Source organism: Methylobacterium pseudosasicola (assembly GCF_900114535.1).
GTDB classification, from domain to species: Bacteria; Pseudomonadota; Alphaproteobacteria; order Rhizobiales; family Beijerinckiaceae; genus Methylobacterium; species Methylobacterium pseudosasicola.
Genome location: NZ_FOTK01000020.1, coordinates 33,515 through 58,705, shown reverse-complemented (window position 1 = coordinate 58,705; position 25,191 = coordinate 33,515). Strand labels below are relative to the sequence as shown.

The window sequence follows — 25,191 nt, the reverse complement described above, 5'->3', positions numbered from 1 at the left end:
GAGGGACTAGGGCTTTCCGGAGAAGTCGCATCCCTCACCCTGTCCCTCTCCCGCACAGGAGAGGGGACCTGCGCCCCAACCGGCGCCGTGTGAGTCGGGCACGATGCGTGTGAACGAACGCCGGCACGTCGCAGGGCGATCGAAACATGCGTCGACCGGTTCACGACCGCGGCGGCATCCCGGACAGCCACCCTCCCCATCACCCGAGCCTGTCGCCGATCAGAAACTGCATCGCGCGGTCGAGGCGGATCTGCGGCAGGTGGCCGGGGCGGCCGAGGCCGTCGGGGCGAATCAGCGGCGGGCGGAAGCGGGGGAAGCGCAGCGAGCCCGGCGCGACGGCGCCCTCCAGCACGGCCTCCGCGCGGGCCGGCAGCTCGCCCGGGAACACCGCGGCCTCGCTGTTGCCGTCGAACACCTCGTCGCCGACCGTTTCCCCGGCCTCCGGCGTCCCCGCAACCGCGCGAAGAATCTCGGGGCCATCATGGACCGTGGTTTCGCGGGTGGCGCGCACGGAGGCGAGCGCCACGGTGCCGACCCGGGCGCCCGCGGCTTCCGTTCGCCGCATGGCCCGGGAGACCAGCAGGCGCAGCAGCGCGTCGAGCCGGTCGTGGCTGGTCTGGTGGAGGTGGTCGGCCTTGGTGGCGGCGAACAGCACCCGGTCCGCCCGGGGCGCGAACAGCTTCGACAGCACCGTGTTGCGGCCGATATTGAGGCTGAGCAGCACCGCGTCCAGCGCCTCCTCCAACTCGGCCAGGGCGGTTGCCCCGGCATCGACCGCAGCGAGCACGTCCACCAGCACGATCTGCCGGTCGACCCGTTGGAAATGGTCGCGGAAGAACGGGGTCACGACCTTGGCCTTGTAGGCCTCGAAGCGCCGCTCCATCAGCCCGGCGAGGCTGTCGGGGGCGATGCTGCCGGTGAGATTGTCGAGCGGCGCGAAGGTCAGGGCCGGCGAGCCCGCGAGGTCGCCGGGCATCAGGAAGCGGCCCGGCGGGGTCGTGGCGACCGATTCCGGGCCGGCGCGCAGGGCCGCGAGATAGGCTTTGAACGCGTCGCTGGCCCGCTCGGCCGCGACCTCGTCCAGGGGCCCGTTGGGATCGAAGCCCTTGAGCGCCTCAAGCCAAGGCGCCGCGACAGCCGCCCGGCCAGGCCGGCGGGTGCCGTTGATCGTGGCCCGCGACCATGCGGTGTAGCTCGTCTCGATCAGCGCGAGGTCGAGCAGCCATTCGCCGGGATAATCGACCACGTCGAGCATCAGGGTCGCGGGGCCGCTGCGCCAGCCGGCGGCGCGCTCGTAGGCGATCTCCAGACGGAACTGGCTGATCCGGTCGGTGGAGCGCGGCCAGCGCCTGGCCTCGGTGAGCGTCGCGAAATGCTCCTCGAAGGGAAAGCGCGGCACGTCGTCGTCGGGCTGCGGCACCAGCCGGGCCCGGCGCAGGCGGCCTTCCTGCGCGGGCGCGAAGGCCGGCAGGGCGTGCGCCTCCACGAGGTGGTGGATCAGCGCCGTGGTGAACACGGTCTTGCCCGAGCGCGCGAGTCCGGTGACCCCGAGCCGCAAGGTCGGCTGGATCAACAGGTCGTGCGAGGCTTCGGCGAAGGCTTTGACGGCCGAGCCGGCGCGTGCGGCAAGGTCGGTCAGGGGCACGGGCGGGCTCGTCGTCTCGGGGAAACAGGCCGGGCACAGGTGGCGCGGTTCGGCTCGAACCGCAAGGCTTGGCCGGACTGGGGTTTCCAAAGGGCTCAGCCCTTTGGCGGGGTTCCGGGGCGGAGCCCGGAGGCTTGCAGGGTTCCACCCTGCACCCGCAAAAGGTCGAAGACCTTTTGAAACCGGGACTTTACGGCGCGGGTGTCGTCGGCTTCAGGCGGGCGATGGCCTCGGCGACGAGGTCCGGGCCGGCCCGGAGGGTGCCGAGTTCCACCGCCGACATGGCGAGCATAACCGGCGCCAGGTTGGGCCGCGGTGTGCCGTCCGGCCCGAACAGGTCGAGGTCGTCGCCGGGCTTCAGCCCGACGCTACCGCTTATCCGCGCCGCGTAGGCCTGGATCCGGACCTCGTCGCCGGTGCAGAGCGGGGCCGGCAGGCGCAGGTCGAGCAGGGGCAGCCCAGCCGCGATGGCCGGCAGCTGGGCGGATTCCGCGACCATCCGGTCGGGGCTCGGCAGCTTGCGGTCGAGGAGCGCCGTGGGATCCGTGGTGCGAGCCGTGGCGGCCCGGCCGGGCTCGGCCGAGATCCCGGCGGCGATGTCGGGCACCGGCTGAAGCATCGCCACCCGCGGCACGCGGGCGGCGGCCGGACGTGCCCCGGGCCGTCCCGCCATCCGGGCCAGCGGCGACCAGGGCTGCACCCGCAGGGCCCTGGCCCGGGGCGCGCCCCCCGGCCGGTGGGCGGCGAGGAAGCGGGCGCGCAGGGTCCGCCCGAGCCCCCGGGGCGCCAGGGTCGCCGAGACGGCGGGTGTCGCCACCCCCTTCCCCACCCGCACCGGCGTCGCGACCCGGCATTCGGAGGGCGCCCAGCGGCGCACGATAGCCAGCGCGTTGCGCCGGCCGTAATCGCGGACGTAGCGGCGCAGCAGGCTCGCCGCCGCGTCGGCCCCGTCGGCCAGGGTGGCGAAGGCGGTGTGGCCCTCGGCATCGGCGCCGATCTCCCCGGGCCAGTGGGCCGACTTGATGCACCAGCCGTTGTTCAGCCGGACGCAGCGGGCGACGTAGGGCGGGTCCTCGGCGAGCCGGGCGGTCAGCGCCAGGGCCCGTGGCAGCAAGAATGCGCCGGCCTGTTCGTGCCAGTTGGAGACCGACCGGGTGGCGGGATCGAAGCGCGGCGGCGCAGCCTCGGCCGGGGCCGTCGCCACCGGTGGCGCGGCCAGGAGCGCGGCGGCGCGGTTTTCCAGGGCGGGCGTCAGGCTCGCCAGCAGGACGAGGGCGTTCAGCAGCACGCGGGCGGGCTCCGGCCGTCTCGATGGTCCGTGAGCCCGCGCGTGCTCACGGGTTCAGCACCTTCAGGGCGGCCTCGTGCAGGCGCGGGTCGCCGGCCGCCACGATCCGTCCGCCGTTGGCGGCCGAGCCGCCGTCCCAAGCCGTGACCCGGCCGCCGGCACCCTCGACGATCGGGATCAGCGCGACGATGTCGTAGGGCTTCAGGCCGGCCTCGACCACGAGGTCGATCTGCCCGGCCGCCAGCATGCAATAGGCGTAGCAATCGGCGCCGTAGCGGGACATCCGCACCTGGCCCTCCAGGGCGCGGAAACGCTCGGCCTCCTCGCCCTCCGCGAACAGCCGCGGATCGGTGGTGGCCAGGATCGCCTGACCCAGATCGGCGCAGCGGCGGGTGCGCAGGGTGCGCTCCCCCGCCGGGCCGCGCAGGCGGGCGTGGCGGCCGTCGCCGGTGAAGCGCTCGCCGAGATAGGGCTGGTGCATCAGCCCGCGCACCGGCACGCCGTTGCGGGTCAGGCCAATCAGCGTGCCCCAGGTCGGCAGGCCGGCGATGAAGGCGCGGGTGCCGTCGATCGGGTCGAGCACCCAGACATATTCAGCGTCCAGCCGCTCGGCGCCGAATTCCTCGCCCAGGATGCCGTAGCCGGGAAAGGTCTGGCCGATCATCGCCCGGAGCACCACCTCGGCGGCGCGGTCGGCCTCCGTGACCGGATCGAACGGTGCGCCGCCGCGGGCCTTGTCGTCGAGGCCGAACTGGGCGCGGAAGAACGGCAGGATCGCCTTGCCGGACGCGTCCGCGAGATCGTCCATGAACCGCCCGAGTTCGACGATGCTCATCGGCCCTGCCCCCTGATCTGCCCGCGACCCGTCCGGCCGCCCGGACTGTGCGCGACGAAACCGGGGCTGGCCCCCGGCCGTCAAGCCCCCGGGGCTCAGGTCGTCGCGGTTCATGCCTCCGCCGGTTCCGGCGCGCGGGCCGGAGCGCCGGCCTCCGGGGCGGCGGCGATGTCGGCCTGGACCGCGGCCAGAACCGCCTCGATCGCCTCGCGCAGGGACGCGACCTGCCGGGTCGCGTCGGCGGCGCCGTCCTTGGCGCGCGCTGCCCTCTCCGACGGGCCGTTCTCGGACAGCCACAGGCCGAGCAGGACCGGCACGCCCGGCATCCGCTGCTGCAGGCGCTCGACCAGCCGGCGCAGATGCGTCGGCTCGCCGCTCAGCGCCAGGGAGACGACGCAGGCCATCCGGGCCGGGCCCGGCTCGAACCGGCCGATCCGCGCCGAGGACGCCTCCGAGAATGGCACCGTGCGGATGCCGATGCCGCGCTTCTCCAGGATCTGGGCCAGGATCGCGGCGGCGGCCTCGTCGAGGAAGCCGCGCCCGGAGACGCACAGCACCGCGCCCTGGCGGGTCCAGGCCTGGGGCAGCGCGTCCGGCGCCGGGCCGATCGGCATCGGGCTGCAGGCGTTCTCGCCGCCCTCCCCCGCCGCCTCGGTGGCGGCGTCGCTGCGGTCGGACAGGTCGGCGATCAGCTCGCCGAGAGCGGTGCGCATCGCGCCCTTCTGCTGGGTGGTCAGCACGCCGCGCGCGGCATCCCGGGCGGCGAGTTCCAGCGCCTTGAGGACGACCTCGTCGTAATAGGACGAGAGCGAGCATTGCTGGAGGATCAGCTCGGCATGGCCCAGCACCTCCTCGGAATCGCCGGCCAGGATGCGCTGGTAGAAATTCTGCACGGGCGTCAGCGCCGGCCGGTCGCCGAACAGCACGTCGAGGAATTCGAGGTGCTCGACATGGCGCCCGAGCACCACCAGGCAGACGGTGAGGGGCGTCGACAGCAGCAGGCCCACGGGCCCCCAGAGCCAGGTCCAGAACAGGGCCGAGACCAGCACCGCGAGCGGCGAGAGCCCAGTGGACTGGCCGTAGACGATCGGCTCGAACACCTGGCCGGTGAGCGGCTCGAGGATCAGGAACAGGATCGTCACCGCGATCATCATGTTCCAGCCGGGATCGACCGCGGCGGCCAGCGTGATCGGCAGGATCGCCGACAGGAACGCGCCGATATACGGCACGAACCGCATCAGGCCGGAGAAAATCGCCCAGAGCACCGGGTTCGGCACGCCGATAAAATAAAGGCCGATGCCGATCACGACGCCGAAGGCGGTGTTGAGGGCGAGCTGCACCACGAAGTAGCGGCTGAGGCGCCCGGCCGCGTCGTCGATCGCCCCGGTGGTGCGGTGCAGGTCGCTGGAGCCCGCGAGCCGGATCATCCGGTCGCGCAGGTCCTCGCGCTGCATGAGGACGAACAGCAGCACCACGAAGACGATGCCCACGGTGGCCAGCGGCTGCAGCACCGGCGACAGCAGGGTGCCGAGCATCTCCAGCGGTCCCGGCTGGGTCGAGGCGACCTCGACCAGGACAGCCTTTTGGCCGGGCTTGGCCTGGTCCATCCCGGGGGCGGGCTCGGGCGGCTGCGGGGCGGCTTGCGGTAGTTCTTTAGCCGGCTCTTTGGCCTGGTCCTGGCCACCGGTATGGAGCGCCCGGCCGATATTGGCGACGTAGTCGGTGATGTGCCCCACCGGCGAGGTGCGCAGGCCCTCGATCTTGCGCTCGATGGTGGCGCGGTAGCGCGGGATGTCGCCCACGAGATCGGCCGCCTGGATGCCGATCAGGGTCGCCATGGCGCCCACGATCCCGAGCGTCAGCAGGACGCTCACCCCGACCGCCACCAATCGCGGCAGGCGCAGGCGCCGCAGGCGGCTCACCAGCGGCGTCAGCACGAAGGACAGGAGCAGCGCGATCGCGATCGGGATGAAGATCTCGCGGCCGAAATACAGGATCGCCACGATGGTGGCCCCGACCAGGATCGGCGAGGCCATGGCAGCCCGCGGCGTCTCGGCCGCGGTGACGCGGGTCGGCCGCGGCGGAACCAGCGCCTGTCCTGGCTGCGCCCCGACCGGGGTTCTCGTGCCCATGCTGCGATCCACACCCCGAACGCCACAGGCGGGCCCCCGCCGGGGTCGCGGGGCCTCGCGGCAGGGGAACGGCACGGGGCCGGAAAACGATCCCGCCGGGCTCGCGGATCCGTGAGGGGGCCGGCGCCCCCGGTTACGCCCCCTGCACCCCAGCCCGGGCCACCTCGCCCACATCCGTCAATTCGGGCAGCGACCAGCACATCTGCATCACCCGCTTGGCCTGAGTCTCCGGCAGAACGCCAGCGGCGAGGTCGGTGAACTTGGCTTCGAGCTGCGCGTCCGACATCGGCTTCTCGACGCTGCCGATCGCGTGCTCGATCCGGCGGTGGAAGCTCCGCCCGTCGGTCAGCGTCACGGTCATGTCGACCTGCGCGGCGTCGATGCCCGGGGTGATCACCGGCACGACCTTCTGGCGCAGGGCCACGACGCGCGGGTCGTTCACCGCCCGATCGCTGAACTGCTTCTCGCCGCCCGCCCCCTCCACGAGGGCGATCGCGGCGGCGTGGTAGATGCTGAACTTGCCCTCCAGGCCGGTCTTCGGCGCAGTCTTGCCGGTGAGCTCCAGCACCAGCGGGTGGACCTTGAGGTCGACCCGGGCGATGTCCTCCGGCCGGACATGGTCCTGGTCGCGGATCTGCACGCCCGCATCGATCGTCGGGTGCATGACGATGCCGCAGGCGAACGGCTTGTAGGTGTTGAGCAGGGCCTCGTAGCGCGTGCCGAGGCCGTCGGTGATCTCGGACCAGTCCTGCTTGGTCGAGATGGTATTGGCCCAGCCGCGCTTGGCCTCGATCATGCCGTCCGACGAGGTGAAACCCTTGGCTGCCAGGATCGCCGCGAACAGGCCGTTCGAGGCCGCCCGGCCCGGATTGAAGCTTTTGTTCATCGAGCCGAATGATTCGCGCAGTCCCACGGGCTGCGAGGCCGCGAGCCCCAGCGCGTAGACCATCTGCGGCTCGGTGAGCCCCATCAGCTTGCCGACCGCCGCCGCCGCGCCGAACGGCCCGCAGGTGCCGGTGATGTGCCAGCCGGCATCGTAGTGGTTCGGGTAGACGGCGTTGCCGATCCGGCACTCGGTCTCGATCCCCACCACCAGCGCGTCGAGGAAGTCCTTCCCCGAGACCGGCTTCATCTGGGCATAGGCCAGGATCGCCGAGGCGACCGGGCCGGCCGGGTGGATGATCGTCTTGAGGTGGGTGTCGTCGAAATCGAAGATGTGGCTCGCCACGCCGCTCAGGAAGGCAGCGTTCATGATGTCGAACCGCTCCGCCCGGCCGAACAGGCCGGCCTGCGGCGGCCCCGAGAACGGCTGCAGCGCCGCGACCGCCACGTCCACGGTCTCGTGATGCGAGCCGCCGATCGCCACGCCGACCCAGTTGAGGAAGCTGCGCACGCCCTCGCGGCGGACGTTTTCGGGCAGGGTGTCGTAGGACGAGGCCAGGATCCACTGCGCCAGGATCTTTGTGACGGGCGGCGCCTTGGTGGCCGGCTTCGCGGACTCGGCGGCTTGTGGGCTTTCAAGGCCCGGTGCGGCCAGCGCGAGGCCTGCGGCGCCGATGAGCGAGCGGCGATTCATGGTCATGGCGTTCTCCCGTCGGGCCGGCCGCGCGCGGCGCACCCTGTTGGTCGACACGATACCTGTTGATGCGGCCTGCCGTCAGGGGGCGTATCTCCTATCTGCGCTCCAGCGATGGCTTACTTTCGCCGCAAGCCGATACGGCGGGCGCGTCCGGTCAAGCACTGCCCTTTCCCGGGCGCATGCAGCGCCAGCGGAATGCGACCCGGGATCCAGCGCACAACGACGCGCAGCGTCCGTGTTGTTTTGAAAGGGTGCCGCTGCGCGGCGCATTCCCCGCTAGGTCCCGGATCACCTTCCACTGACGTTCCAGGTGTCCGGGAAAAGGCCGTGCACCTCACACCAGAACCGGCAAAGCCTCCTGCGCGCCGACCTCGAAAACCCGGCGGTAGCGGGCGATCTCGTCGTCCGGCCCTTGCGCCTTGGTCGGGTTGTCGGAGAGCTTGACGGTCGGGCGGCCGTTCGCCGCCATGACCTTGCAGACCACCGAGACCGGATCGAGCTTGCCGTCCGGCAGGAGGCCGCGAAAATCGTTGGTGAGCAGGGTGCCCCAGCCGTAGCCGATCCGCATGCGCCCGTGGAAATGGGCGTGGATGTGCTCGATGGCGTCTATGTCGAGCCCGTCCGAGAAAATCGCGAGTTTGTCTCCGGGATCGTAGCCGCGCTCCCGCCAGAAGCGGATCACTTCCTCGCCGCCCGCGATCGGATCCTTCGAATCGATGCGGATCCCGGTCCAGTCGCTCACCCAGTCCGGGGCGTTGGCCAGGAAGCCAGTGGTGCCGTAGGTGTCGGGCAGGATGACCCGCAGGTTGCCGTCGTAATCCTCCTGCCAGTCGGCCAGCACCGCGTAGGGCGCTGCGGCGAGCGCCGCGTCGTTCTTGGCCAGCGCCGCGTAGACCATCGGCAGTTCGTGGGCGTTGGTGCCCACCGGCTCGACCTCCTGGCGGGCGGCGATCAGGCAGTTCGAGGTGCCGAGGAACGCGCCGCCCAGCCCCTCGGCCATGGCCTGCACGCACCAATCCTGCCAGAGGAAGCCATGGCGGCGCCGCGTGCCGAAATCCGCCACCGAGAGGTCGGGCAGCTTCTGCAGCCGCTGGATCTTCTCCCAGACCCGGGTCATCGCCCGGGCGTAGAGCACCTGCAGGTCGAGCTTGCCGAGGCCCTTAAGCACGGCGCGTGCCCGCAGCTCGTTCAGGATCGCCAGCGCCGGGACCTCCCACATCGTGGTCTCGATCCAGGGCCCGTGGAAGGTCAGCTCGTACTGGCCGTCATGGACCGCCAGCTCGTAATCGGGCAGCTGAAACCCCTCGAACCATGCCACGAATTCGGGGCCGAGGATCCGCCCCTGGCCGCGGAAGACGTTTCCGCGCAGCCAGGTGACCTCGCCCTTGCTGAGCCGGAGGCTGCGGGCATGGTCGAGCTGCTCGCGCAGCAGCCCGGCATCGACCTCGTCGGCGATGCGGATGCGCTTCGTGCGGTTGGTGATCCCGAAGGTGGTGTCGATCTGCGGGTGGCGGCGCAGGATCGTCTGCGCCATCAGCAGTTTGTAGAAATCCGTGTCGAGCAGCGACCGCACGATCGGGTCGATGCGGAAGCTGTGATCGTAGACCCGCTTCGCCAGATCAATCATGCTTTTCGGACTCTTCCGCACGTCTTAGGGCGCAGAGCGCATGCCGCCGGCCGTCGCGTCAAGAAGAAGGGCGGCTCGCCGATCCGGCGCGCCGCCCCATCATCCTGGTCGCCGAGTCACAAAGGAATCAGGCGAGGTCGACCTTCTTGGTGTCGGTCTTGGGGCTCTCGCCGGTGAGCGAGGCCTTCACGTAGCCGTAGAGGTGCAGCATCGTGCTGTTGGGGCTGTCCCAGTACTCGCCCTTCTCTGGGTGGACGCGGATCAGCGCGACCTCGGGGTCGTTCTTGCCGTTGGGGAACCAGGTCTTTAGGCTCTCATTCCACTTCTCGTCGATCTTGGCCTGATCGCGCACGATCTCGGCCCTGCCGGCCACCGAGACGTAGGTCTGGCTCGACGGGTCGGAATAGGCCAGGTTCACCTGGTTGTCCTTGCTGATCTCGGTCGTCTTGGGCGAGTGCAGCTTGGTGAAGAACCACAGATCACCGTTCTCGTCGGCGTCGTTGTTCCACATCGGGCGGCTGTTGAGCGTCCCCTCGGCATCGACGGTGGTCATCATGGCGATCTTCACGTCCTTGACCAGCTCGAACAGCTTCTTCGCGCCCTCGTGGTCGCGGTGGTTGCCCTGATGCATCGGGAAAAGTCTCCTGGAGATGGTCTGCGGGCGGCGTACCAGCACGGTGTGCCGATCCCGAAAGAGTCTCGACACAACGGGCGAGGGCCACGTTGGTTCAGGCCTCGATACGGACTCCCGCCGGCAAGGCTGGCGTTTGCCGCCCGCAGGGCTACAAGGGACCAAATTCCGGGTCTGCGACGGTCGGCGAATACGGCTGGATACGCCCGTCCCGAGTCGCCCCATCAGGAGTCGAGAATCGTGGCCATCACTCGCGACGACGTGCTGCGCGCGCTCCAATCCGTCACCGTCGACGCCGCCGGCACCACCCTGCCCGGCTCCGGCCGGCTTTCCCAAGTCGTGGTTGATCCCACCAACCGGGTGATGTTCTCGATCCTGGTCGATCCGAGCGAGGCCGAGCGGTTCGAGCCGGTGCGGCGGCAGGCGGAGGGGCGCGTCCTACAGATGCCGGGCGTGTCGGGGGTGTTCGCGAGCCTGACCTCGGAGCGCGGCCCGGGCATGCCGGCCCAGAGCGACGCCGCGCCGCGGCCGGTGACGCCGCCGCCGGTCGCGCCGCCGCGGCCTGGGGCGCCTCCGAACCAGGGTCCGCAGATCGCCGGCGTGCGCCACATCGTGGCGGTCGCCTCCGGCAAGGGCGGCGTCGGCAAGTCCACCACCGCCTGCAACCTCGCGCTGGCCCTCCAGGCCCAGGGGCTGAAGGTCGGCCTGCTCGATGCCGACATCTACGGGCCGTCCGTGCCGAAGCTGTTCGGCCTGTCGGGCAAGCCGACCGTGGTCGACAACAAGGCCATGGAGCCGATGGTCGGCTACGGCCTGAAGGTGATGTCGATCGGTTTCCTGATCGAGCCCGAGACGGCGATGATCTGGCGCGGTCCGATGGTGCAATCGGCCATCACCCAGATGCTGCGCGACGTGCTCTGGGGCGAGCTCGACGTGCTCATCGTCGACATGCCGCCGGGCACCGGCGACGCCCAACTCACCATGGCGCAGGCGACGCCGCTCTCGGGCGCCGTCATCGTCTCGACGCCCCAGGACCTCGCGCTGATCGATGCGCGGCGCGGCGTGACCATGTTCAAGAAGGTCGCGGTCCCGATCCTCGGGGTGATCGAGAACATGGCGACCTTCATCTGCCCGAATTGCGGCCACGCCTCCCACATCTTCGGGCATGGCGGCGCCCGTATCGAGGCGCAGCGCCTCGGCGTGCCGTTCCTCGGCGAGGTGCCCCTCGACATGACCATCCGGGAGACCTCGGATTCCGGAAGGCCGGTGGTGGCGACCGATCCGGACGGGCCGCACGCCAAGATCTACCGCGACATCGCCGCGTCCCTGTGGGCGAACCTCTCGGGCGCCCCCGCCGGGCGCACCGCCCCGAGGATCGTGATCGAGTGACGTTTTCGTGGTCGACCGCCCGCAGATCCTGGGCCTGATCCTCGCTGGCGGACTCGGCCGGCGCATGGGCGGCGTCGACAAGCCGCTGCTGCGGCTGGGCGGGCGGACGCTGCTGGACCGCGTGGTCGAGCGGCTCGGGCCGCAATGCGGGGCGGGGCTCGCACTCAGCGCCAACGGCGATCCGGTGCGGTTCGCCGGGTTTCCGGGGCCTGTGCTGCCCGACACGGTGCCGGGCCAACTCGGACCGCTCGCCGGCCTACTGGCGGGGCTGGAGCACGCCGCCCATCATCCGGGTGTGACCCATGTCCTGAGCGTGCCCGGGGACGCCCCGTTCCTGCCGGGCGATCTCGCCGCGCGGCTCGGATCAGCCCTGGAGGGCTCCCCGATCGCGCTCGCCGCCTCGGGCGGGCGCGAGCACTACACCGTAGCGCTCTGGCCGGTGGAACTGCGGGGGGATCTGCGCCGCTCCCTGGTGGAGCGGGACGAGCGGCGGGTCGGCGCGTTCATCGCGCGCCATGGTGCCACTGTCGTGGAATGGCTGGTGGAGCGGGTCGATCCGTTCCTGAACGTCAACACGCCGGAGGATCTGGCCGCGGCCGCGGAATTCGACCGCGGACTAGTCCAAACAGGCCGTGATGCCGAAGGACTGCCGAGCGCTTGAGCGCCCCGATGGTGTCCGGGTGGATTCCTCGTCCCCCACCGTCATTGCGAGCGCAGCGAAGCAACCCAGGGAAACGCTACGTTCGGGGAGCGCGCGCTGCTCTGGGTTGCTTCGCTGCGCTCGCAATGACGGCGAAGGCGGTTGGAACCCTCTGATCGGCCGCCCGTGCTCGCACCGGTCGCGAACACGGGCGGTCAACGTTCGAATCAGGCTGCTTCGCCCACGCTTGCCTTCACGATCTTGTCCGGGGAGCGCGGCGGCTCGCCCTTGTTGATCGTGTCGACCACGTCCATGCCCTCCACGACCTTGCCCCAGACCGTGTACTGCTTGTCCAGGAAGCGGGCGTCGTCGAAGCAGATGAAGAACTGCGAGTTCGCCGAGTGCGGGAAGTTGGTGCGGGCCATCGAGCAGGTGCCGCGCACGTGGGGCTCGGCGTTGAACTCGGCCTTCAGGTCCGGCAGCTCGGAGCCGCCCGAGCCGGTGCCGGTCGGGTCGCCGGTCTGGGCCATGAAGTTCTCGATCACCCGGTGGAACGGCACGCCGTCGTAGAAGCCCTGGGCGGCCAGCGTCTTGATCCGCTCGACATGGCCCGGGGCGAGGTCGGGGCGCAGCGCGATCACGACGCGGCCCTTGGTGGTCTCGAGGATGAGGGTATCGGTATCGGCCATGGGTAGGTCCTTCCTGTTGGTGGGAATGTAGCGGCGCCAGCCGGTTCCGGCGAGCGCGGCGAAACGGTCAGGCCGGCGGGCGGTAGACGAGGCGCAGGGCCACCGGCCGCCCGGCGATCGCCCGACCGAGGCCCGGGGTGATCCGCGCCGGCATGCAGCCGGCGAGCGCATCGAGGGTCGCCCGCACCAGGTCCCGGCGCTGGCCTTCCGCGAACCCCGCCGCGTAGGTGATGCGCGGGGTGCCGATCAGGCTGCCGTCCCGCCGGAGCGACAGCCGTGCGGTGATCTCGACATCGTCGGAGCCGGCGGCCGGTCGCCCGAGGCCCGCGGGCGGGTGCCAGCAGGCCGCCAGAACCGGGTAGAGCTCGGCCAGGGTGTCGGCGGCTCTGCCCGGCGGCCTTGCCAGCGGGACGGCGACGGTGCCCCGCAGGGTCTGCGGCAGGCTCAGGCGATAGCCGCCGCCGGCCTCGTAGGCGTAGCCGCCATAGGCATAGAAGCCGTCATAGGCCCACGCCATCGCCGGAGCGAGGGCGAGCGCGCCGAGGACGGCGAGCCGGCGCCACATCGGCCGGCGCTACTTCGCCTTCTCGGCGAGCGTCATGCGGACGATCTTGTCCGGATCCTGCACGGCCCCGCCCGGCGCGCCGGGGGCGGCCTTCTTGATCTTGTCGAGCACGTCGAGCCCGTCCGTGACGTTGCCCACGACGGTGTACTGCTTGTTCAGGAACGGCGCGTCGCCGAGGCAGATGAAGAACTGCGAATTGGCCGAGTTCGGATCCGACGAGCGGGCCATGCCGACGGTACCGCGGCGGAACTCGGCAGTCTGGGAGAACTCGGCCGGGATGTTCGGCAGGCTGGAGCCGCCGGTGCCGTTGCCCTTCGGGTCGCCGGTCTGGGCCATGAAGCCGTCGATCACCCGGTGAAACTTCAGGCCGTCGTAGAAGCCCTGGGAGATCAGCGTCTTGATCTGCTTGACGTGCTTGGGGGCGAGGTCCGGCCGCAGCATGATGGTGATGCGCCCGTCCTTGGTCTCGAGATAGACCGTGTTGGCGTCCGCGGCCCGGGCGGCCGGGACGGAGCCGAGCGTGAGGGCGAGCGCGAGGAGGGCGTGGCGGCGGTTCATCGGGTTCCTTCCAGAAACGTCAGAGGATCAGGCGGTGGCTGCGAAGCGCTGCCGCAGGCGGTCCGCGACGGCGGCGGGCACGAAGGGCGAGACGTCCCCGCCCATGCCGGCGATCTGGCGCACCAAAGTCGCGGTGATCGGGCGCGCCTGGGTCGAGGCGGGCAGGAACACCGTCTGCACCTCGGGCGCCATGGCGCCGTTCATGCCGGCGAGCTGCATCTCGTAGTCGAGATCCGTGCCGTCGCGCAGCCCGCGGATGAAGATTGACGCACCGCAGCGCCGGGCGGCCGAGACCGCCAAATCCGCGAAGGTCGCGATCTCCAGCGATGCGCCCTCGGCCGCGGCCACCGGCCCGCAGGTCTCGGTGAGCAACGCGGCGCGCTCCTCGGCGGAGAAGAGCGGCGCCTTGCCGGGATGGACGCCGATGGCGATCACGAGGCGGTCCACCAGCCGGCAGGCTTGGCGGACCACGTCGAGATGGCCGTTCGTGACCGGATCGAACGATCCGGCATAGAGGGCGGTGCGGGTCATCGAAGCCCCACCTAGAGCATTTTTGCGCCGGACGGAACCTCGGGGCGGACGGCGCGGGCCGTCACGCCTCCTCGGTGCCCCCCTCCGGCCCGGCCTCGAGGCCGCCCTCCGCGCCCGCTTCGGTCTCGTCCTCGCCCTCGATATGCTCCACCGACACGACCTTCTCGTCCTTGGCGGTGTTGAACACGGTCACGCCCTGCGAGGCCCGGCCGACGATGCGGATATCGTCCACCGGCACCCGGATCAGCTGGCCGCGGTCGGTGACCAGCATGATCTGGTCCGTGGCCTCCACCGGGAAGGAGCCCACGAGGCTGCCGTTGCGGTCGTTGACCCGCATGGCCGTGATGCCCTTACCGCCCCGGCCCGAGGTCCGGTACTCGAAGGACGACGAGCGCTTGCCGTAGCCCCGCTCGGACAGGGTGAGCACGTATTGCTCGGCCGCGCCCATCTCGGCGTAGCGCTCCGGCGAGATCGCGGCCGCCTCGGTGCTGCCCTCCTCGGCCTCGACCTCGGCGCCTTCCTCCGCCTCGCCGGTGACGGCGCGGCGCATCTTCAGGTAGCCCGTCCGCTCCTCGGCGCTGGCGTCGAAGGCGTTGAGGATGGTCATCGAGATCACCCGGTCGTCCGTGCCGAGCTGGATGCCACGCACGCCGGTGGAATCCCGGCCCTTGAACACGCGCACGTCCTCCACGGGGAAGCGGATGCACTGGCCCTTGGCGGTGGTCAGCAGCACGTTCTGGTCCGGCCGGCAGATCTCGACATGTACGATGTGGTCGCCCGGATCGAGCTTCATGGCGATCTTGCCGTTGCGGTTCACCTGGACGAAGTCCGACAGCTTGTTGCGCCGGACATTGCCGCTGGCGGTGGCGAACATCACGTCGAGCGTCTCCCAGGAAGCCTCGTCCTCGGGCAGCGGCATGATCGTGGTGATGCGCTCGGAGGTGTCCTGCAGCTGTAGGATGTTCACCAACGCCTTGCCGCGGGCGTTCGGGGCGGCCATCGGCAGGCGCCAGACCTTCTCCTTGTAGGCTTGGCCCTGGCTGGAGAAGAACAGCACCGGCGTGTGGGTGTTGGCCACGAACAGGCGGGTGACGAAATCCTCGTCGCGGGTGGCCATGCCGGAGCGGCCCTTCCCGCCCCGGCGCTGGGCCCGGTAGGTCGAGAGCGGCACGCGTTTGACGTAGCCGGCATGAGACACGGTCACGACCATGTCCTCGCGGGCGATCAGATCCTCGTCGTCGACGCTCGAATCGTAGTCGACGATCTCGGTCCGGCGCGGGGTGGCGAACTGCTCGCGCACCTCGATCAGCTCGTCCTTCACGATCGCCTGGATCCGGGCGCGGGAGCGCAGGATGTCGAGATAGTCGGCGATCTCGTCGGCCAGGGACTTCAGCTCGTCGCCGACCTCGTCGCGGCCCAGGGCAGTGAGGCGCTGCAGGCGCAGGTCGAGGATGGCGCGGGCCTGAGTCTCGGACAGGCGGTAGGTGCCGTCCTCGGCGACCCGGTGGCGCGGGTCGTCCACCAGCGCGATCAGCGGCGCGATGTCGTGGGCCGGCCAGTCGCGACCCATCAGGGCCTCGCGGGCGGAGTTCGGGTCCGGCGAGGTCCGGATCAGCCGGATCACCTCGTCGATATTGGCGACCGCGATGGCCAGCCCGCACAAGACGTGGGCGCGCTCGCGGGCCTTGCCCAGCAGGAACTTGGTGCGCCGGGAGACGACCTCCTCGCGGAAGTCGACGAAGGCCTGGAGCAGGTCCTTCAGGTTCATCAGCTCCGGCCGGCCGCCGTTGAGGGCGACCATGTTGCAGCCGAAGGAGGATTGCAGCGGCGTGAACCGGTAGAGCTGATTCAGCACCACCTCGGCCATGGCGTCGCGCTTGATCTCGACCACGATCCGCATGCCGCTGCGGTCGGATTCGTCGCGAAGGTCCGAGATGCCCTCGACCCGCTTTTCCTTCACGAGCTCGGCGATCTTCTCGACCAGCGTCGCCTTGTTCACCTGATACGGGATCTCGGTGAAGATCAGTGCCTCGCGCTCCTTGCGCAGCTCCTCGACATGCGACTTGGCGCGCATGATCACCGACCCGCGGCCGGTGGCGTAGGCCTGCCGGGTGCCGGCCCGGCCGAGGATCATGCCGCCCGTGGGGAAGTCCGGCCCGGGAACGATCTCGGTGAGCTGCTCGATGGTCATCCCGGGCTCGGCCATCAGCGCCACGCAGGCGTCGATCAGCTCGCCGAGATTGTGCGGCGGGATGTTGGTCGCCATGCCGACCGCGATGCCGCCGGCGCCGTTGGCCAGGAGGTTCGGGAACCGGGCTGGGAGGACCTTGGGCTCCTCTCGCGATTCGTCGTAGTTCGGCTGGAAGTCGACGGTGTTCTTGTCGATGTCGGCGAGGAGCGCGGTCGCCGGCTTGGCCAGGCGCGATTCGGTGTAGCGCATGGCCGCCGGCGGATCGCCGTCGACCGAGCCGAAATTGCCCTGCCCGTCGATGAGCATCAGGCGCATGGAGAAGTCCTGCGCCATCCGCACCAAGGCGTCGTAGATCGATTGGTCGCCGTGCGGGTGGTAGAGACCGATCACGTCGCCGACGATGCGGGCCGACTTGACGTATTTCCGCTCCGGCAAATGCCCGGATTCGAAGGCGGAATACAGGATGCGGCGGTGGACCGGCTTCAGGCCGTCGCGCGCGTCGGGAAGCGCGCGACTCACGATCACGCTCATGGCGTAATCGAGGTAGGAGCGGCGCATCTCGTCGGTGATGGAGACGGGGCGAATGTCGCTGGCGGGCGGGGCGGTGCCCGTCGGATCGGTCTCGGCCAAGGAAGTACCTGTTATCAGGCCCGGACGGGCGGTGCTGGCGACCGTCCCGGTGACGCGCGGGGCGCCCGGACGGCCTTGCGGAACAGCAGTGATATCAGGTGGTTAAATAAGCTTTTCCGCGCGCCCGCACAAGGCCGCGCCCCGGCCCGATCCGGCCGGGGCGCGGGCTGCACGCCTCAGTAGAAGGTCGGGTGCCGGTGGCCGAAATGCCGGCGGTAGACGGCGGGCCGCCGGTGCCAGTGGTGACGGTGGACATGGTGGCGGCGGTGCCAGTGATGGCGCCGGTGATGCCAGTGCCGGCGATAATGGTGGCGCCGGTGCCAGTGCCGCCGATAGTGCCAGCGCGCGAGCTGCACCGCCGGGGCGGGCGCCGCAGCCTCGGCGGCGGCCGGGACCGGCAGGGGCGCCGCCCGCGACGGGGCGCTGGCGAAGCCCCCGATCAGCGCGGCGAGCAGGACCAGGATAGGCCAGGGTCGCATCGTCTCTCTCTCCCGTGTGAGAACCCGGCGGCGTCCCGCCGATCCGGGCCGGCACGATCCGCGCGCCGTCGCCAGGAACCGCCAAGGTCGGCAAACGGTTCGATCCGCGCTGACTGCGCAGACGGACATGGTTGCCGGGACGTGCTGTCCCGGTTCCCTTGCGCGGGGCGCCAAAACGCCCAACTCGGGCCGCAGCACCTGCGCTTCCCGCCTCCCCAAAAGAGCCTCCATGCCGTTCGCGATTCCCGACGCCCTCCGGGCCTTCCTGCCGCGCCGCTTTCGCGATCGCCGCCCGCGGGTCGCCGTGGTCCGGCTCTCCGGCACGATCGGGGCGGTCTCGCCGATCCGTCCGGGGCTCTCGATCGGCGGCGTGGCCGGCAGCCTGGAGCGGGCCTTCACCATGCCCGGGATCAAGGCGGTGGCGATCGTGATCAATTCGCCGGGCGGCTCGCCGGCGCAGTCGCACCTGATCCACCGGCGTATCCGGGCCTTGGCCGAGGAGAAGAAACTGCCGGTCGTGGCCTTCGTGGAGGATGTCGCGGCGTCCGGCGGCTACATGATCGCCTGCGCGGCCGACGAGATCGTCGCCGACCCGACCTCGATCGTCGGCTCGATCGGCGTTGTCTCGGCCGGCTTCGGCTTCCACCGTCTCTTGGAAAAAATCGGCGTCGAGCGCCGGGTGCACACGCAGGGCGAGGCGAAGTCGATGCTCGACCCGTTCCGCCCGGAGGACCCGGCCGACGTGGAGCGCCTGAAGCGCCTCCAAGCCGACATCCAGGACCTGTTCACCGGCCTCGTCACGTCCCGGCGCCCGACCCTGTCGCAATCCGAAAACCTGTTCACCGGCGCGATCTGGACCGGCCGCCAGGCGTTGGCCGTCGGGCTGGTCGACGCCCTCGGCGACGTGCGCGCGACCATGCGGGCGCGCTTCGGCGACACGGTGGACCTGCGGCTCGTGGCCGAGGCCCGGGGCGGCCTCCTGTCCCGCCTGCTGCGCCGGGGTGGCGCGCCGGGCGGAATCGCCGAGGACGCCCTGGCGGCGCTGGAGGAGCGCGCCGCCTTCGCCCGCTTCGGGCTCTGACGCTCCGGACTCGCCCAGTCGTCCTGAAACCGCTCGAGCCGCACGACCCGCTGTCGGCGGCGGCTTTTTAGCAGCGGATGCCGCGCCGCCGCGGCGTCGATCCTTCGACAAGCGCCGGATGAGGGGTCGCTTGCCCAGACGATCCGCGGCCTATGGAGGGTCAAATATTAGGCTCTCTATGATGGTATCGTGGCGCAAATTCATAGAGTTAATTTGCATAATCCATGCTTGAATGAGCATAGGTCTGGCAAAAACGCGCGATTTATTCCAATACTTATTCAAAAATGAGCAGAAATTGTCTTGATTCTCTGCAGGCATCGTCTTGATTCAACTTTTTCGATCTGTATGATATCGAACGGAGGACGATTTTACTTCGGAGACTAAATTGTTCAATTGGCGCAAGCAGCAGAAGTGCATCGAAACGGCTACGCCGCAGGATGCTATTTATGCGCCCATAGAAAATCATGGTTCGGATGATGCGGCCGAATACATGCGTGTTTTCGATACAGATGCCGGCTTGTACGGTATCGACGAGGCCGCGTTCCGATTCGGGGATACCGCAGCCGCCCTCGTGCTCGCCTATCTCTCCCCGCATGTCGATTTCCGGAGAATCGTCACGCAGCTCGCCGCCAAGGCGGGGACCACGCCGGTCGTCGCCGTGACGACGGCGGGCGAATTGTCCAATGCCGGCGGCTCGCGCTTGTACCATCCCGCGCCCGACACCTGGGGGACCGTGGTCGTCCAAGTGCTCTCCGCCGGGCTCGTCGGCGGGGTGAGCATCCACAGCGTCCCCCTCAGCAGCGAGGACATCCGTTCCGGGCGCGTCGCCCTCACCCGCGACGAGCGGGTCGGGCGAATCTCGGCGGCCCTGAAGGCGATCGACCTTCCCTTCCCGGTCAACTACGCCGACACATTGGCCCTCACCTTCATCGACGGTCTCGCCGCGAGCGAGGAATACGTGATGGAGGCGATCTACCAGGTCGGACGCTTTCCCTGCCCGTTCGTCGGCGGTTCCGCTGCCGGAAAGTTCGACCTGGTCCAGACCCTGATCTTCGATGGACGGAACGTCCTGGAGAACCACGCCGTCTTCTGTTTCCTCAAGATGCAGCCCGGCAAGCGCTACAGCATCTTCAAGACCCAAAACTTCCGCAAGTCGGATCTGTCCTTCACGGTGGTCGATGCCGTCGCCGAGACGCGGACCGTCCGGGCCATCATCGATCCGAAAACGGGCGACGTCGTGCCGTTCGTCGAGGCGTTGAGCAAGGCGCTCGCGGCGAAGCCGACGGACCTGCTGGCACGCTTGGGCAAGCGAACCTTCGGGATCGATATCGAAGGCGAGCTGTTCGTGCGTTCGGCGGGCGTGATCGACGTGGAAGCCGGCTCCGTCTCGTTCTATTGCGACATCAACATCGGCGACGAGCTGTTCCTGCTCGATGCGAACGACTTCGTGGGCGAGACGCAGAAGGCGATCGCGACCTTCCTGCGCGACAAGCCGAATCCGGTTGGCGCGATCCTCAACGATTGCATGCTGCGCCGGCTCAACAATCCGGAGCAGCTGGCCGACATGGCCGGCCTGTGGGACATGCCGGCTGCGGGCTTCTCGACCTTCGGCGAGTTGTACGGGATCAACATCAATCAGACGCTCTCGGCGATCGTGTTCTTCGATCCCGGCGAGGCCCCGTTCCACGATCCGATGATGGACATCTTTCCCGTGCATTACGGGCGGTACCAAAACTATTTCGCGCTCTGCCGCCTCAACCGGCTGCAGATCCTCAATCGGCTCCGCTCGGACATCATCGGCAACATCACGAGCTATCTCGATTTCATCGGCACCATCGAGAGTTCGCTGCACGAGGTGACCGGCATCACCGCGCTGATGGACGGCATCCGCCGCACGATCCTGGCCCACGGGGCGCAGGGGAGTATGAACGGCGACAACGCCACCCTGCTTGCGGACGAGTTTCGCGCCCTCAACGACGCCATGACCGGACTGCGCGCGGTGCTCGGCGTGATCGGCGGGATCACCGGCCAGACCAACCTCCTGGCTCTCAACGCGACCATTGAGGCTGCCCGCGCCGGATCGGCCGGGCAGGGATTCGGCGTGGTCGCCGGGGAGGTCAAGAAGCTCGCCGGCGATACCAGGACGATCCTCAAGCGATCCGAGGGCTCGATCAGCGACATGGAGGCCTCCCTCTCGAAGCTCGGCGGCATCATCGCCGACACGCGGCAGGCCTTCGCCTCCGAGGTCCAGCGCTACAAGGCGACGATCGGCGAGGTGGAGAACATTTTCGTCCATTCGGACGTGATCGAACGGTCCCTCGGCGGCCTCAGCGGCGCCATCAAGCAGCAGCGGGAGCTGACGGACAAGATCAAGCAGAATATCGGCCTGCTGCGGGCGCTGGATCGCTGAGATCCTCGATCTTGCCGCGCCCTGCGTCGCGTCCGGAGCGTTCACCGCGATCCCGAAGGCGGGGCGACGTGAGGGGGGATCGGTCCGGAATGAGACGGCCGCCGCTCGATCGAAGCGGAGGCCGTATCGGCAAGTCCGCGCGCGCTGACGCCGAACCGGTCTCCGTGTCGGCGGCGAGCGCTCTCGCAGCCATGCAGGGAATCGCCTTCATCCGCCTGCTGCCCGGACAGGCACGACGATGGGTAACCGGTTCATTCCGCGCGCTACGCGGCCACCTGCGCGAGAAACCGTTCGATCTCCCCTTCGAGGTCGGCCGCGACCGTGTCGACGCTTCGGGCCGCCACGGTCACCGTGGCCGCCATCCGGGCGGAGCGCTGCGCGGCATCGGCCACGGTGCTCAGCCCGGCGGCGATCACCCCGGTGGCGCCGGCCGTATCGGCGACGTTGCGCGAGATCTCCGCCGTCGCCGCGCTCTGGGCCGCGACCGAAGTGGCGATCCCGCCCGTGGTCTCGCTGACCGCCCGCATGCGCGCGCCCATCTGGCCGATCGCCGCCACGGTCGCCGCCGTCGAGGCTTCCACCTCCGCGATCTGGCCGCCGATCTCCTCCGTGGCCCGCGCGGTCTGGTCCGCCAGCGCCTTCACTTCGGCCGCCACCACCGCGAAGCCTTTTCCGGCCGCGCCGGCCCGGGAGGCTTCGATCGTGGCGTTCAGCGCCAGCAGGTTGGTCTGCCCGGCGATCTGGCGGATCAGCCCGACGACGTCGCCGATGCGGCTCACGGCGACGGACAGGGCGCCGATCTTCGTGTTCATCGCCTCCGCTTCCGCTGACGCGTTCGCCACGAGCGACTCGGCCTTGTCGAGCTGGGTGCCGATCTCGCCGATCGAGGCGGACAATTCCTCGGCCGCGCTCGCCACCGTCTGGATCCGCGCCGAGGTCTCGTGCGAACTCCGCGCGGTCGTCGCCACGGCCGTCTCGGCCTCGGCGGAGCTGGCCGCCATCTCGTCGGCCCGCGCGTGCATCTCGCCGGTGCTCGTGGTGAGCGCGTCCTTGAGCACGACGACCTGTCCCCGGAACGCCTCGATGGCGCGATCGAGATCCGCCCGGCGCCGGGCCTCGTCCGCCGCCCTCGCCCTCTGCAACTGCTCGAGTTCCCGGGTCCGCAGGCCGGCACTGCGCAGCACTTCGAGCGACCGGGCCACGGTGCCGATCTCGTCGCCGCGCTGGGCATGTGGGATCGCAGTCTCCAGATCGCCCGTCGCCAGCGCCTCGATCCGGGCGGCGATCGCGGTGAAGGGCCGGAACAGGCGCGGCGCGATCAGCGCGATCAGTGCGCAGGCGAGGACCGCGATGACCAGGGCGGCGATGCTGACGGTGGTCATCGTCTGCGTATAGGCGTCGAAATACATCTCGATCGGCAGGCCGATGAACAGGATGCCGTTGACCGTCCCGGCCGCGTTCACGGTCGGCTGATACACCGTGTAGAAGCGGCGCCCGAACAGCGTCGCCGGGCCCTCATAGGTCTGGCCGGCCTGCATCGCGGCCTGGGCCGGGTGATCCGCCGCGAGGGTGGTGCCGACGGCGCGGGTGCCGTCTTCCCGGCGCACGGTGGTCTGGCGCCGCACGAAGCTGTTGGAGGCGGGCTCGTAGCTGAAGACCGTGGCGAAGCCGCCGGAATAGGCCACCGCGTCGTCCGGGATGCTGGCGTCCGCGAAGTCCGAAAGGCTCGGCGTCACCATCCTGGCGACCCGCGAGCCGGCCAGATCGACCTTCGCGCCGGGCACGCGCCCGGCCATCAGGAGCGCCAGCGTGCGCAGGTTGTGCTCGCCGTTGGTGCGCTGCTGCTGCTGCATCTGCGACCAGGTCTGGCGGGAGACGGTGATCCAGAGCGCGGCCACGGTCAGCGCGACCGCGAGCATCGCGAGCAGAGTCACCTTCGTGGACAGCGTCATCGCACGCAGCGACAGAGGACGGTGAAGCATAGGCGTGATCCGATCGAGAGCACCTCACGGAACGCCCCGCCGCCGGATGTCTTTCGCAGGACTCGGCGGCAGAGAGGGCGTTTCGTGAGACGTTCTTCGATAGACGCTCCGGTGCCGCGATCGTCGGTCGACCTGTCGTCAGCGCATCGTCCCGAACATCGGATCCCGGACGATGCGCTGAGGCTCTGGTTCGGGAGCGTCGCGTTCCGAATGTCGGCGATCGCCTTCCGAGGCGACGCGCGAAATCCAGGTTCTTTCGAACGTGTCTTTCAGACGCGTCGCGGCATTCGCAGCGCTTCAGCCGCGCCCCGCCCGCCGGGCCGAGACCCGGGCCAGGGCGGCGAGGTCCTTCTCGCCGTCGCCGTGGCTGATCGCCTCGATCAGGCCGTCGCGCAGGACGCTGGCGAACGGCATCGGCACCCCCGCACCTTCGGCCGCCTGAAGGGCGAGCCGCACGTCCTTGGCGCCGAGCTTCAGGCCGAAGCCCGGCGGCTCGTAGCGGTTCTGGGCGATCGAGGCGCCGTAGCCCTTGTAGACCGGCGAGGCGAACAGCGTGTTGGTCATCAGGTCGAGGAAGTCGGCGCCCGCGACCCCGTGGCCCTCGGTCAGCGCGCAGGCCTCGCCCATGGCCTCAATGGCCGAGATCAGCATGAAGTTGCCGGCGAGCTTGACCGCGTTGGCCCGGGTCGGTTCCTCGCCGAAGCGCCAGGTCTTGGCGCCCATGGCGTCGAGGAGCGGCGCCGCGCGGTCGATCTGGGCCGCCGCGCCGGCCGCCACGATGTTGAGCTTGCCGGCTTCGGCCACATCCGGCCGCCCGAAGACCGGGGCGGAGATGTAGGGGACGCCGGCCCGCTCGTGGATGGCGGCGAGTTGCTTGGCCAGCGCCACCGAGATCGTGCTCATGCCGATATGCAGGCCGGGGCGCGCCGGCTGGTCGAGCAGGCCGCCCGACACGATCACCGCCTCAAGTGCCGCGTCGTCGGCCAGCATGGTGATGACCGCGTCCCCGGCGAAGGCTTCCGCGGCGCTCGCCACCGGGGTCACGCCCTCGATACCCCGCGTGGCCTCGGGCGAGCGGTTCCAGGCCCGGACCGTGTGGCCCGCCCGCGCGAGGCTAGCGGCCATGCCGCGGCCCATCCGCCCCAATCCGATGAATCCGACGTCCATGCCGTGCTCCTCGACGCGCTCTGCCGCCGTGCCGACCCGAGTCGAGCTGCGACGGCGCGAGCGGGGATTTGCTCGGAACGCCGGGCGTGGCAAGCTGGACCGATGGCGAGCAATTGCATTGCAGACATTCCCGGCCTGCGGGTCGGCCACGCCAGCGACCTGCGAATCGCCAGCGGGGTCACGGCGATCCTGTTCGACGCGCCTGTCACCGCCTCGGTCGACGTGCGCGGCGGCGGTCCGGGCACCCGCGAGACCGACCTGCTCGATCCCGAGCGCACGGTGGAGCGGATCGACGCCCTGGTGCTCTCGGGCGGCTCGGTCTTCGGGCTCGATGCCGCCGCGGGGGTGACCGCCTGGCTCGCCGAGGCCGGGCGCGGCTTTCCGGTCGGCCCGATGCGGGTGCCGATCGTGCCGGGCGCGATCCTGTTCGACCTGCTCAACGGCGGCGACAAGGATTGGGGCCGCTATCCGCCCTATCGCGAGCTCGGTTTCCTGGCGGCCGCTGCCGCGTCGGAAGAGTTCGCACTCGGCTCCGTGGGGGCCGGCACGGGGGCGCGGACCGGGCGCCTGAAGGGCGGGATCGGCTCGGCCTCAGCCGCCGTGCCGGGCACCGGTTTCTCGGTCGGTGGGCTGGCGGCGGTCAACGCCTTCGGCAGCGCCACGATCGGCGACGGGCCGCATTTCTGGGCCGCGCCGTTCGAGCTCGGCGACGAGTTCGGCGAGCTGGGCTCCCCGGCCCGGGTGCCGGCGGACGCCCTCGCCTTCCCGGCCCGGACGCTGCCCGGCGCGGCCACGACGCTCGCGGTGGTCGCCACCGACGCGGCCCTGACCAAGGCCCAGTGCCGGCGCCTCGCGGTGGCCGCGCAGGACGGCCTCGCCCGCGCCCTGGTGCCGGCCCATACGCCACTCGACGGCGACCTCGTCTTCGCGGTGGCGACCGGCGCTGTACCGCTCACGGACCCGGTGGCCGACCTCGCCCGCCTGGGCGACGCCGCCGCGCGGGTGCTGGCTCGGAGCGTGGCGCGGGGCGTCTATTGCGCGACGACCCTGCCGGGCCACGCTGTCGCGGAGCCGCTGTCGGTCACGGGCCTGCCGCCGGCTTGGTGCGAGGTGTTCCGGGAGTCTTAGATTTCGGGACTGGC

General features: G+C 70.1%; 20 protein-coding genes. 5 read left to right on the top strand and 15 right to left on the bottom strand.

The genetic code is table 11. The features are described from left to right. Positions 1-199: 199 nt before the first annotated feature. From BM228_RS18925 to BM228_RS18895, 7 genes are all read right to left on the bottom strand, one after another. Positions 200-1,645 (bottom strand): YcjX family GTP-binding protein, encoded by a 1,446-nt coding sequence (locus BM228_RS18925; protein WP_092043055.1) that lies wholly within the window; start codon positions 1,643-1,645, stop codon positions 200-202. A 190-nt stretch (positions 1,646-1,835) separates the two neighbouring features. Continuing rightward, positions 1,836-2,933 carry a hypothetical protein gene (locus tag BM228_RS18920; protein WP_092043054.1) on the bottom strand — a complete coding sequence of 366 codons (1,098 nt, stop codon included), beginning with the start codon at positions 2,931-2,933 and terminating at the stop codon, positions 1,836-1,838. Between the two features lie 46 nt (positions 2,934-2,979). Then, positions 2,980-3,768 (bottom strand): histidinol-phosphatase, encoded by a 789-nt coding sequence (gene hisN / locus BM228_RS18915; protein ID WP_092043052.1) that lies wholly within the window; start codon positions 3,766-3,768, stop codon positions 2,980-2,982. 110 nt (positions 3,769-3,878) lie between these two features. Next, complete coding sequence (locus BM228_RS18910; protein ID WP_092043051.1) at positions 3,879-5,900, bottom strand: AI-2E family transporter; 2,022 nt, start codon at positions 5,898-5,900, stop codon at positions 3,879-3,881. Positions 5,901-6,033: 133 nt separating this feature from the next. Next, on the bottom strand, positions 6,034-7,482 hold the full coding sequence (locus BM228_RS18905) for an MmgE/PrpD family protein (protein ID WP_092043049.1): 1,449 nt from the start codon (positions 7,480-7,482) through the stop codon (positions 6,034-6,036). Positions 7,483-7,813: 331 nt separating this feature from the next. Further along, the gene (locus tag BM228_RS18900) at positions 7,814-9,106 is read right to left on the bottom strand and encodes a nicotinate phosphoribosyltransferase (protein WP_092043047.1); all 1,293 of its coding nucleotides are present in this window, start codon (positions 9,104-9,106) and stop codon (positions 7,814-7,816) included. Positions 9,107-9,233: 127 nt separating this feature from the next. Continuing rightward, on the bottom strand, positions 9,234-9,737 hold the full coding sequence (locus BM228_RS18895) for a pyridoxamine 5'-phosphate oxidase family protein (RefSeq protein WP_092043046.1): 504 nt from the start codon (positions 9,735-9,737) through the stop codon (positions 9,234-9,236). Between the two features lie 240 nt (positions 9,738-9,977). Here BM228_RS18895 and apbC point away from each other — a divergent pair, with 240 nt between their 5' ends. Beyond that, complete coding sequence (gene apbC / locus BM228_RS18890) at positions 9,978-11,126, top strand: iron-sulfur cluster carrier protein ApbC (RefSeq protein WP_092043045.1); 1,149 nt, start codon at positions 9,978-9,980, stop codon at positions 11,124-11,126. 7 nt (positions 11,127-11,133) lie between these two features. Further along, entirely contained in the window at positions 11,134-11,787 is a 654-nt protein-coding gene (gene mobA, locus BM228_RS18885) for a molybdenum cofactor guanylyltransferase MobA (RefSeq protein WP_280142337.1), read from the top strand. A 206-nt stretch (positions 11,788-11,993) separates the two neighbouring features. On the opposite strand, the gene BM228_RS18880 is transcribed toward mobA, so the two are convergent. The 6 genes from BM228_RS18880 to BM228_RS18855 all read right to left on the bottom strand — a co-directional run bounded on the left by BM228_RS18880 (position 11,994) and on the right by BM228_RS18855 (position 17,409). Then, on the bottom strand, positions 11,994-12,455 hold the full coding sequence (locus tag BM228_RS18880; protein ID WP_092043044.1) for a peptidylprolyl isomerase: 462 nt from the start codon (positions 12,453-12,455) through the stop codon (positions 11,994-11,996). A gap of 67 nt (positions 12,456-12,522) precedes the next feature. Continuing rightward, positions 12,523-13,020, bottom strand: a complete 498-nt coding sequence (locus tag BM228_RS18875) for a hypothetical protein (protein WP_092043042.1) — start codon at positions 13,018-13,020, stop codon at positions 12,523-12,525. A gap of 9 nt (positions 13,021-13,029) precedes the next feature. Further along, positions 13,030-13,578: a peptidylprolyl isomerase gene (locus BM228_RS18870; RefSeq protein ID WP_092043041.1), complete on the bottom strand. Its 549-nt coding sequence runs from the start codon at positions 13,576-13,578 to the stop codon at positions 13,030-13,032. 27 nt (positions 13,579-13,605) lie between these two features. After that, a complete protein-coding gene (gene coaD, locus BM228_RS18865) occupies positions 13,606-14,109 on the bottom strand; it encodes a pantetheine-phosphate adenylyltransferase (protein WP_092043039.1) in 504 nt (167 codons plus the stop codon). A 61-nt stretch (positions 14,110-14,170) separates the two neighbouring features. Then, positions 14,171-16,930 (bottom strand): DNA gyrase subunit A, encoded by a 2,760-nt coding sequence (gyrA, locus tag BM228_RS18860; RefSeq protein WP_092043038.1) that lies wholly within the window; start codon positions 16,928-16,930, stop codon positions 14,171-14,173. Between the two features lie 176 nt (positions 16,931-17,106). Then, complete coding sequence (locus tag BM228_RS18855) at positions 17,107-17,409, bottom strand: hypothetical protein (protein ID WP_092043037.1); 303 nt, start codon at positions 17,407-17,409, stop codon at positions 17,107-17,109. 229 nt (positions 17,410-17,638) lie between these two features. On the opposite strand from BM228_RS18855, the gene BM228_RS18850 reads away from it, so the two are divergent. Together BM228_RS18850 and BM228_RS35860 are read left to right on the top strand one after the other, a co-directional pair. Beyond that, a complete protein-coding gene (locus BM228_RS18850) occupies positions 17,639-18,490 on the top strand; it encodes a S49 family peptidase (protein WP_092043035.1) in 852 nt (283 codons plus the stop codon). A 490-nt stretch (positions 18,491-18,980) separates the two neighbouring features. Then, positions 18,981-20,900 (top strand): methyl-accepting chemotaxis protein, encoded by a 1,920-nt coding sequence (locus BM228_RS35860; RefSeq protein WP_092043034.1) that lies wholly within the window; start codon positions 18,981-18,983, stop codon positions 20,898-20,900. A gap of 263 nt (positions 20,901-21,163) precedes the next feature. On the opposite strand, the gene BM228_RS18840 is transcribed toward BM228_RS35860, so the two are convergent. Beyond that, on the bottom strand, positions 21,164-22,882 hold the full coding sequence (locus BM228_RS18840) for a methyl-accepting chemotaxis protein (protein WP_092043032.1): 1,719 nt from the start codon (positions 22,880-22,882) through the stop codon (positions 21,164-21,166). 297 nt (positions 22,883-23,179) lie between these two features. Continuing rightward, positions 23,180-24,049: an NAD(P)-dependent oxidoreductase gene (locus BM228_RS18835; protein ID WP_092043031.1), complete on the bottom strand. Its 870-nt coding sequence runs from the start codon at positions 24,047-24,049 to the stop codon at positions 23,180-23,182. Positions 24,050-24,151: 102 nt separating this feature from the next. On the opposite strand from BM228_RS18835, the gene BM228_RS18830 reads away from it, so the two are divergent. Continuing rightward, positions 24,152-25,177 (top strand): P1 family peptidase, encoded by a 1,026-nt coding sequence (locus BM228_RS18830; protein WP_092043029.1) that lies wholly within the window; start codon positions 24,152-24,154, stop codon positions 25,175-25,177. The last annotated feature ends 14 nt before the right edge of the window (positions 25,178-25,191 follow it).

Coding starts and splice junctions, on each gene's coding strand:
- hisN (WP_092043052.1), bottom strand. CDS start 3,768: ATGAGCATCGTCGAACTCGGGCGGTTCATGGACGATCTCGCGGACGCG.
- BM228_RS18910 (WP_092043051.1), bottom strand. CDS start 5,900: ATGGGCACGAGAACCCCGGTCGGGGCGCAGCCAGGACAGGCGCTGGTT.
- BM228_RS18905 (WP_092043049.1), bottom strand. CDS start 7,482: ATGACCATGAATCGCCGCTCGCTCATCGGCGCCGCAGGCCTCGCGCTG.
- BM228_RS18900 (WP_092043047.1), bottom strand. CDS start 9,106: ATGATTGATCTGGCGAAGCGGGTCTACGATCACAGCTTCCGCATCGAC.
- BM228_RS18895 (WP_092043046.1), bottom strand. CDS start 9,737: ATGCATCAGGGCAACCACCGCGACCACGAGGGCGCGAAGAAGCTGTTC.
- BM228_RS18880 (WP_092043044.1), bottom strand. CDS start 12,455: ATGGCCGATACCGATACCCTCATCCTCGAGACCACCAAGGGCCGCGTC.
- BM228_RS18875 (WP_092043042.1), bottom strand. CDS start 13,020: ATGTGGCGCCGGCTCGCCGTCCTCGGCGCGCTCGCCCTCGCTCCGGCG.
- BM228_RS18870 (WP_092043041.1), bottom strand. CDS start 13,578: ATGAACCGCCGCCACGCCCTCCTCGCGCTCGCCCTCACGCTCGGCTCC.
- coaD (WP_092043039.1), bottom strand. CDS start 14,109: ATGACCCGCACCGCCCTCTATGCCGGATCGTTCGATCCGGTCACGAAC.
- BM228_RS18855 (WP_092043037.1), bottom strand. CDS start 17,409: ATGCGACCCTGGCCTATCCTGGTCCTGCTCGCCGCGCTGATCGGGGGC.
- BM228_RS18850 (WP_092043035.1), top strand. CDS start 17,639: ATGCCGTTCGCGATTCCCGACGCCCTCCGGGCCTTCCTGCCGCGCCGC.
- BM228_RS35860 (WP_092043034.1), top strand. CDS start 18,981: ATGCGTGTTTTCGATACAGATGCCGGCTTGTACGGTATCGACGAGGCC.
- BM228_RS18840 (WP_092043032.1), bottom strand. CDS start 22,882: ATGCTTCACCGTCCTCTGTCGCTGCGTGCGATGACGCTGTCCACGAAG.
- BM228_RS18835 (WP_092043031.1), bottom strand. CDS start 24,049: ATGGACGTCGGATTCATCGGATTGGGGCGGATGGGCCGCGGCATGGCC.
- BM228_RS18830 (WP_092043029.1), top strand. CDS start 24,152: ATGGCGAGCAATTGCATTGCAGACATTCCCGGCCTGCGGGTCGGCCAC.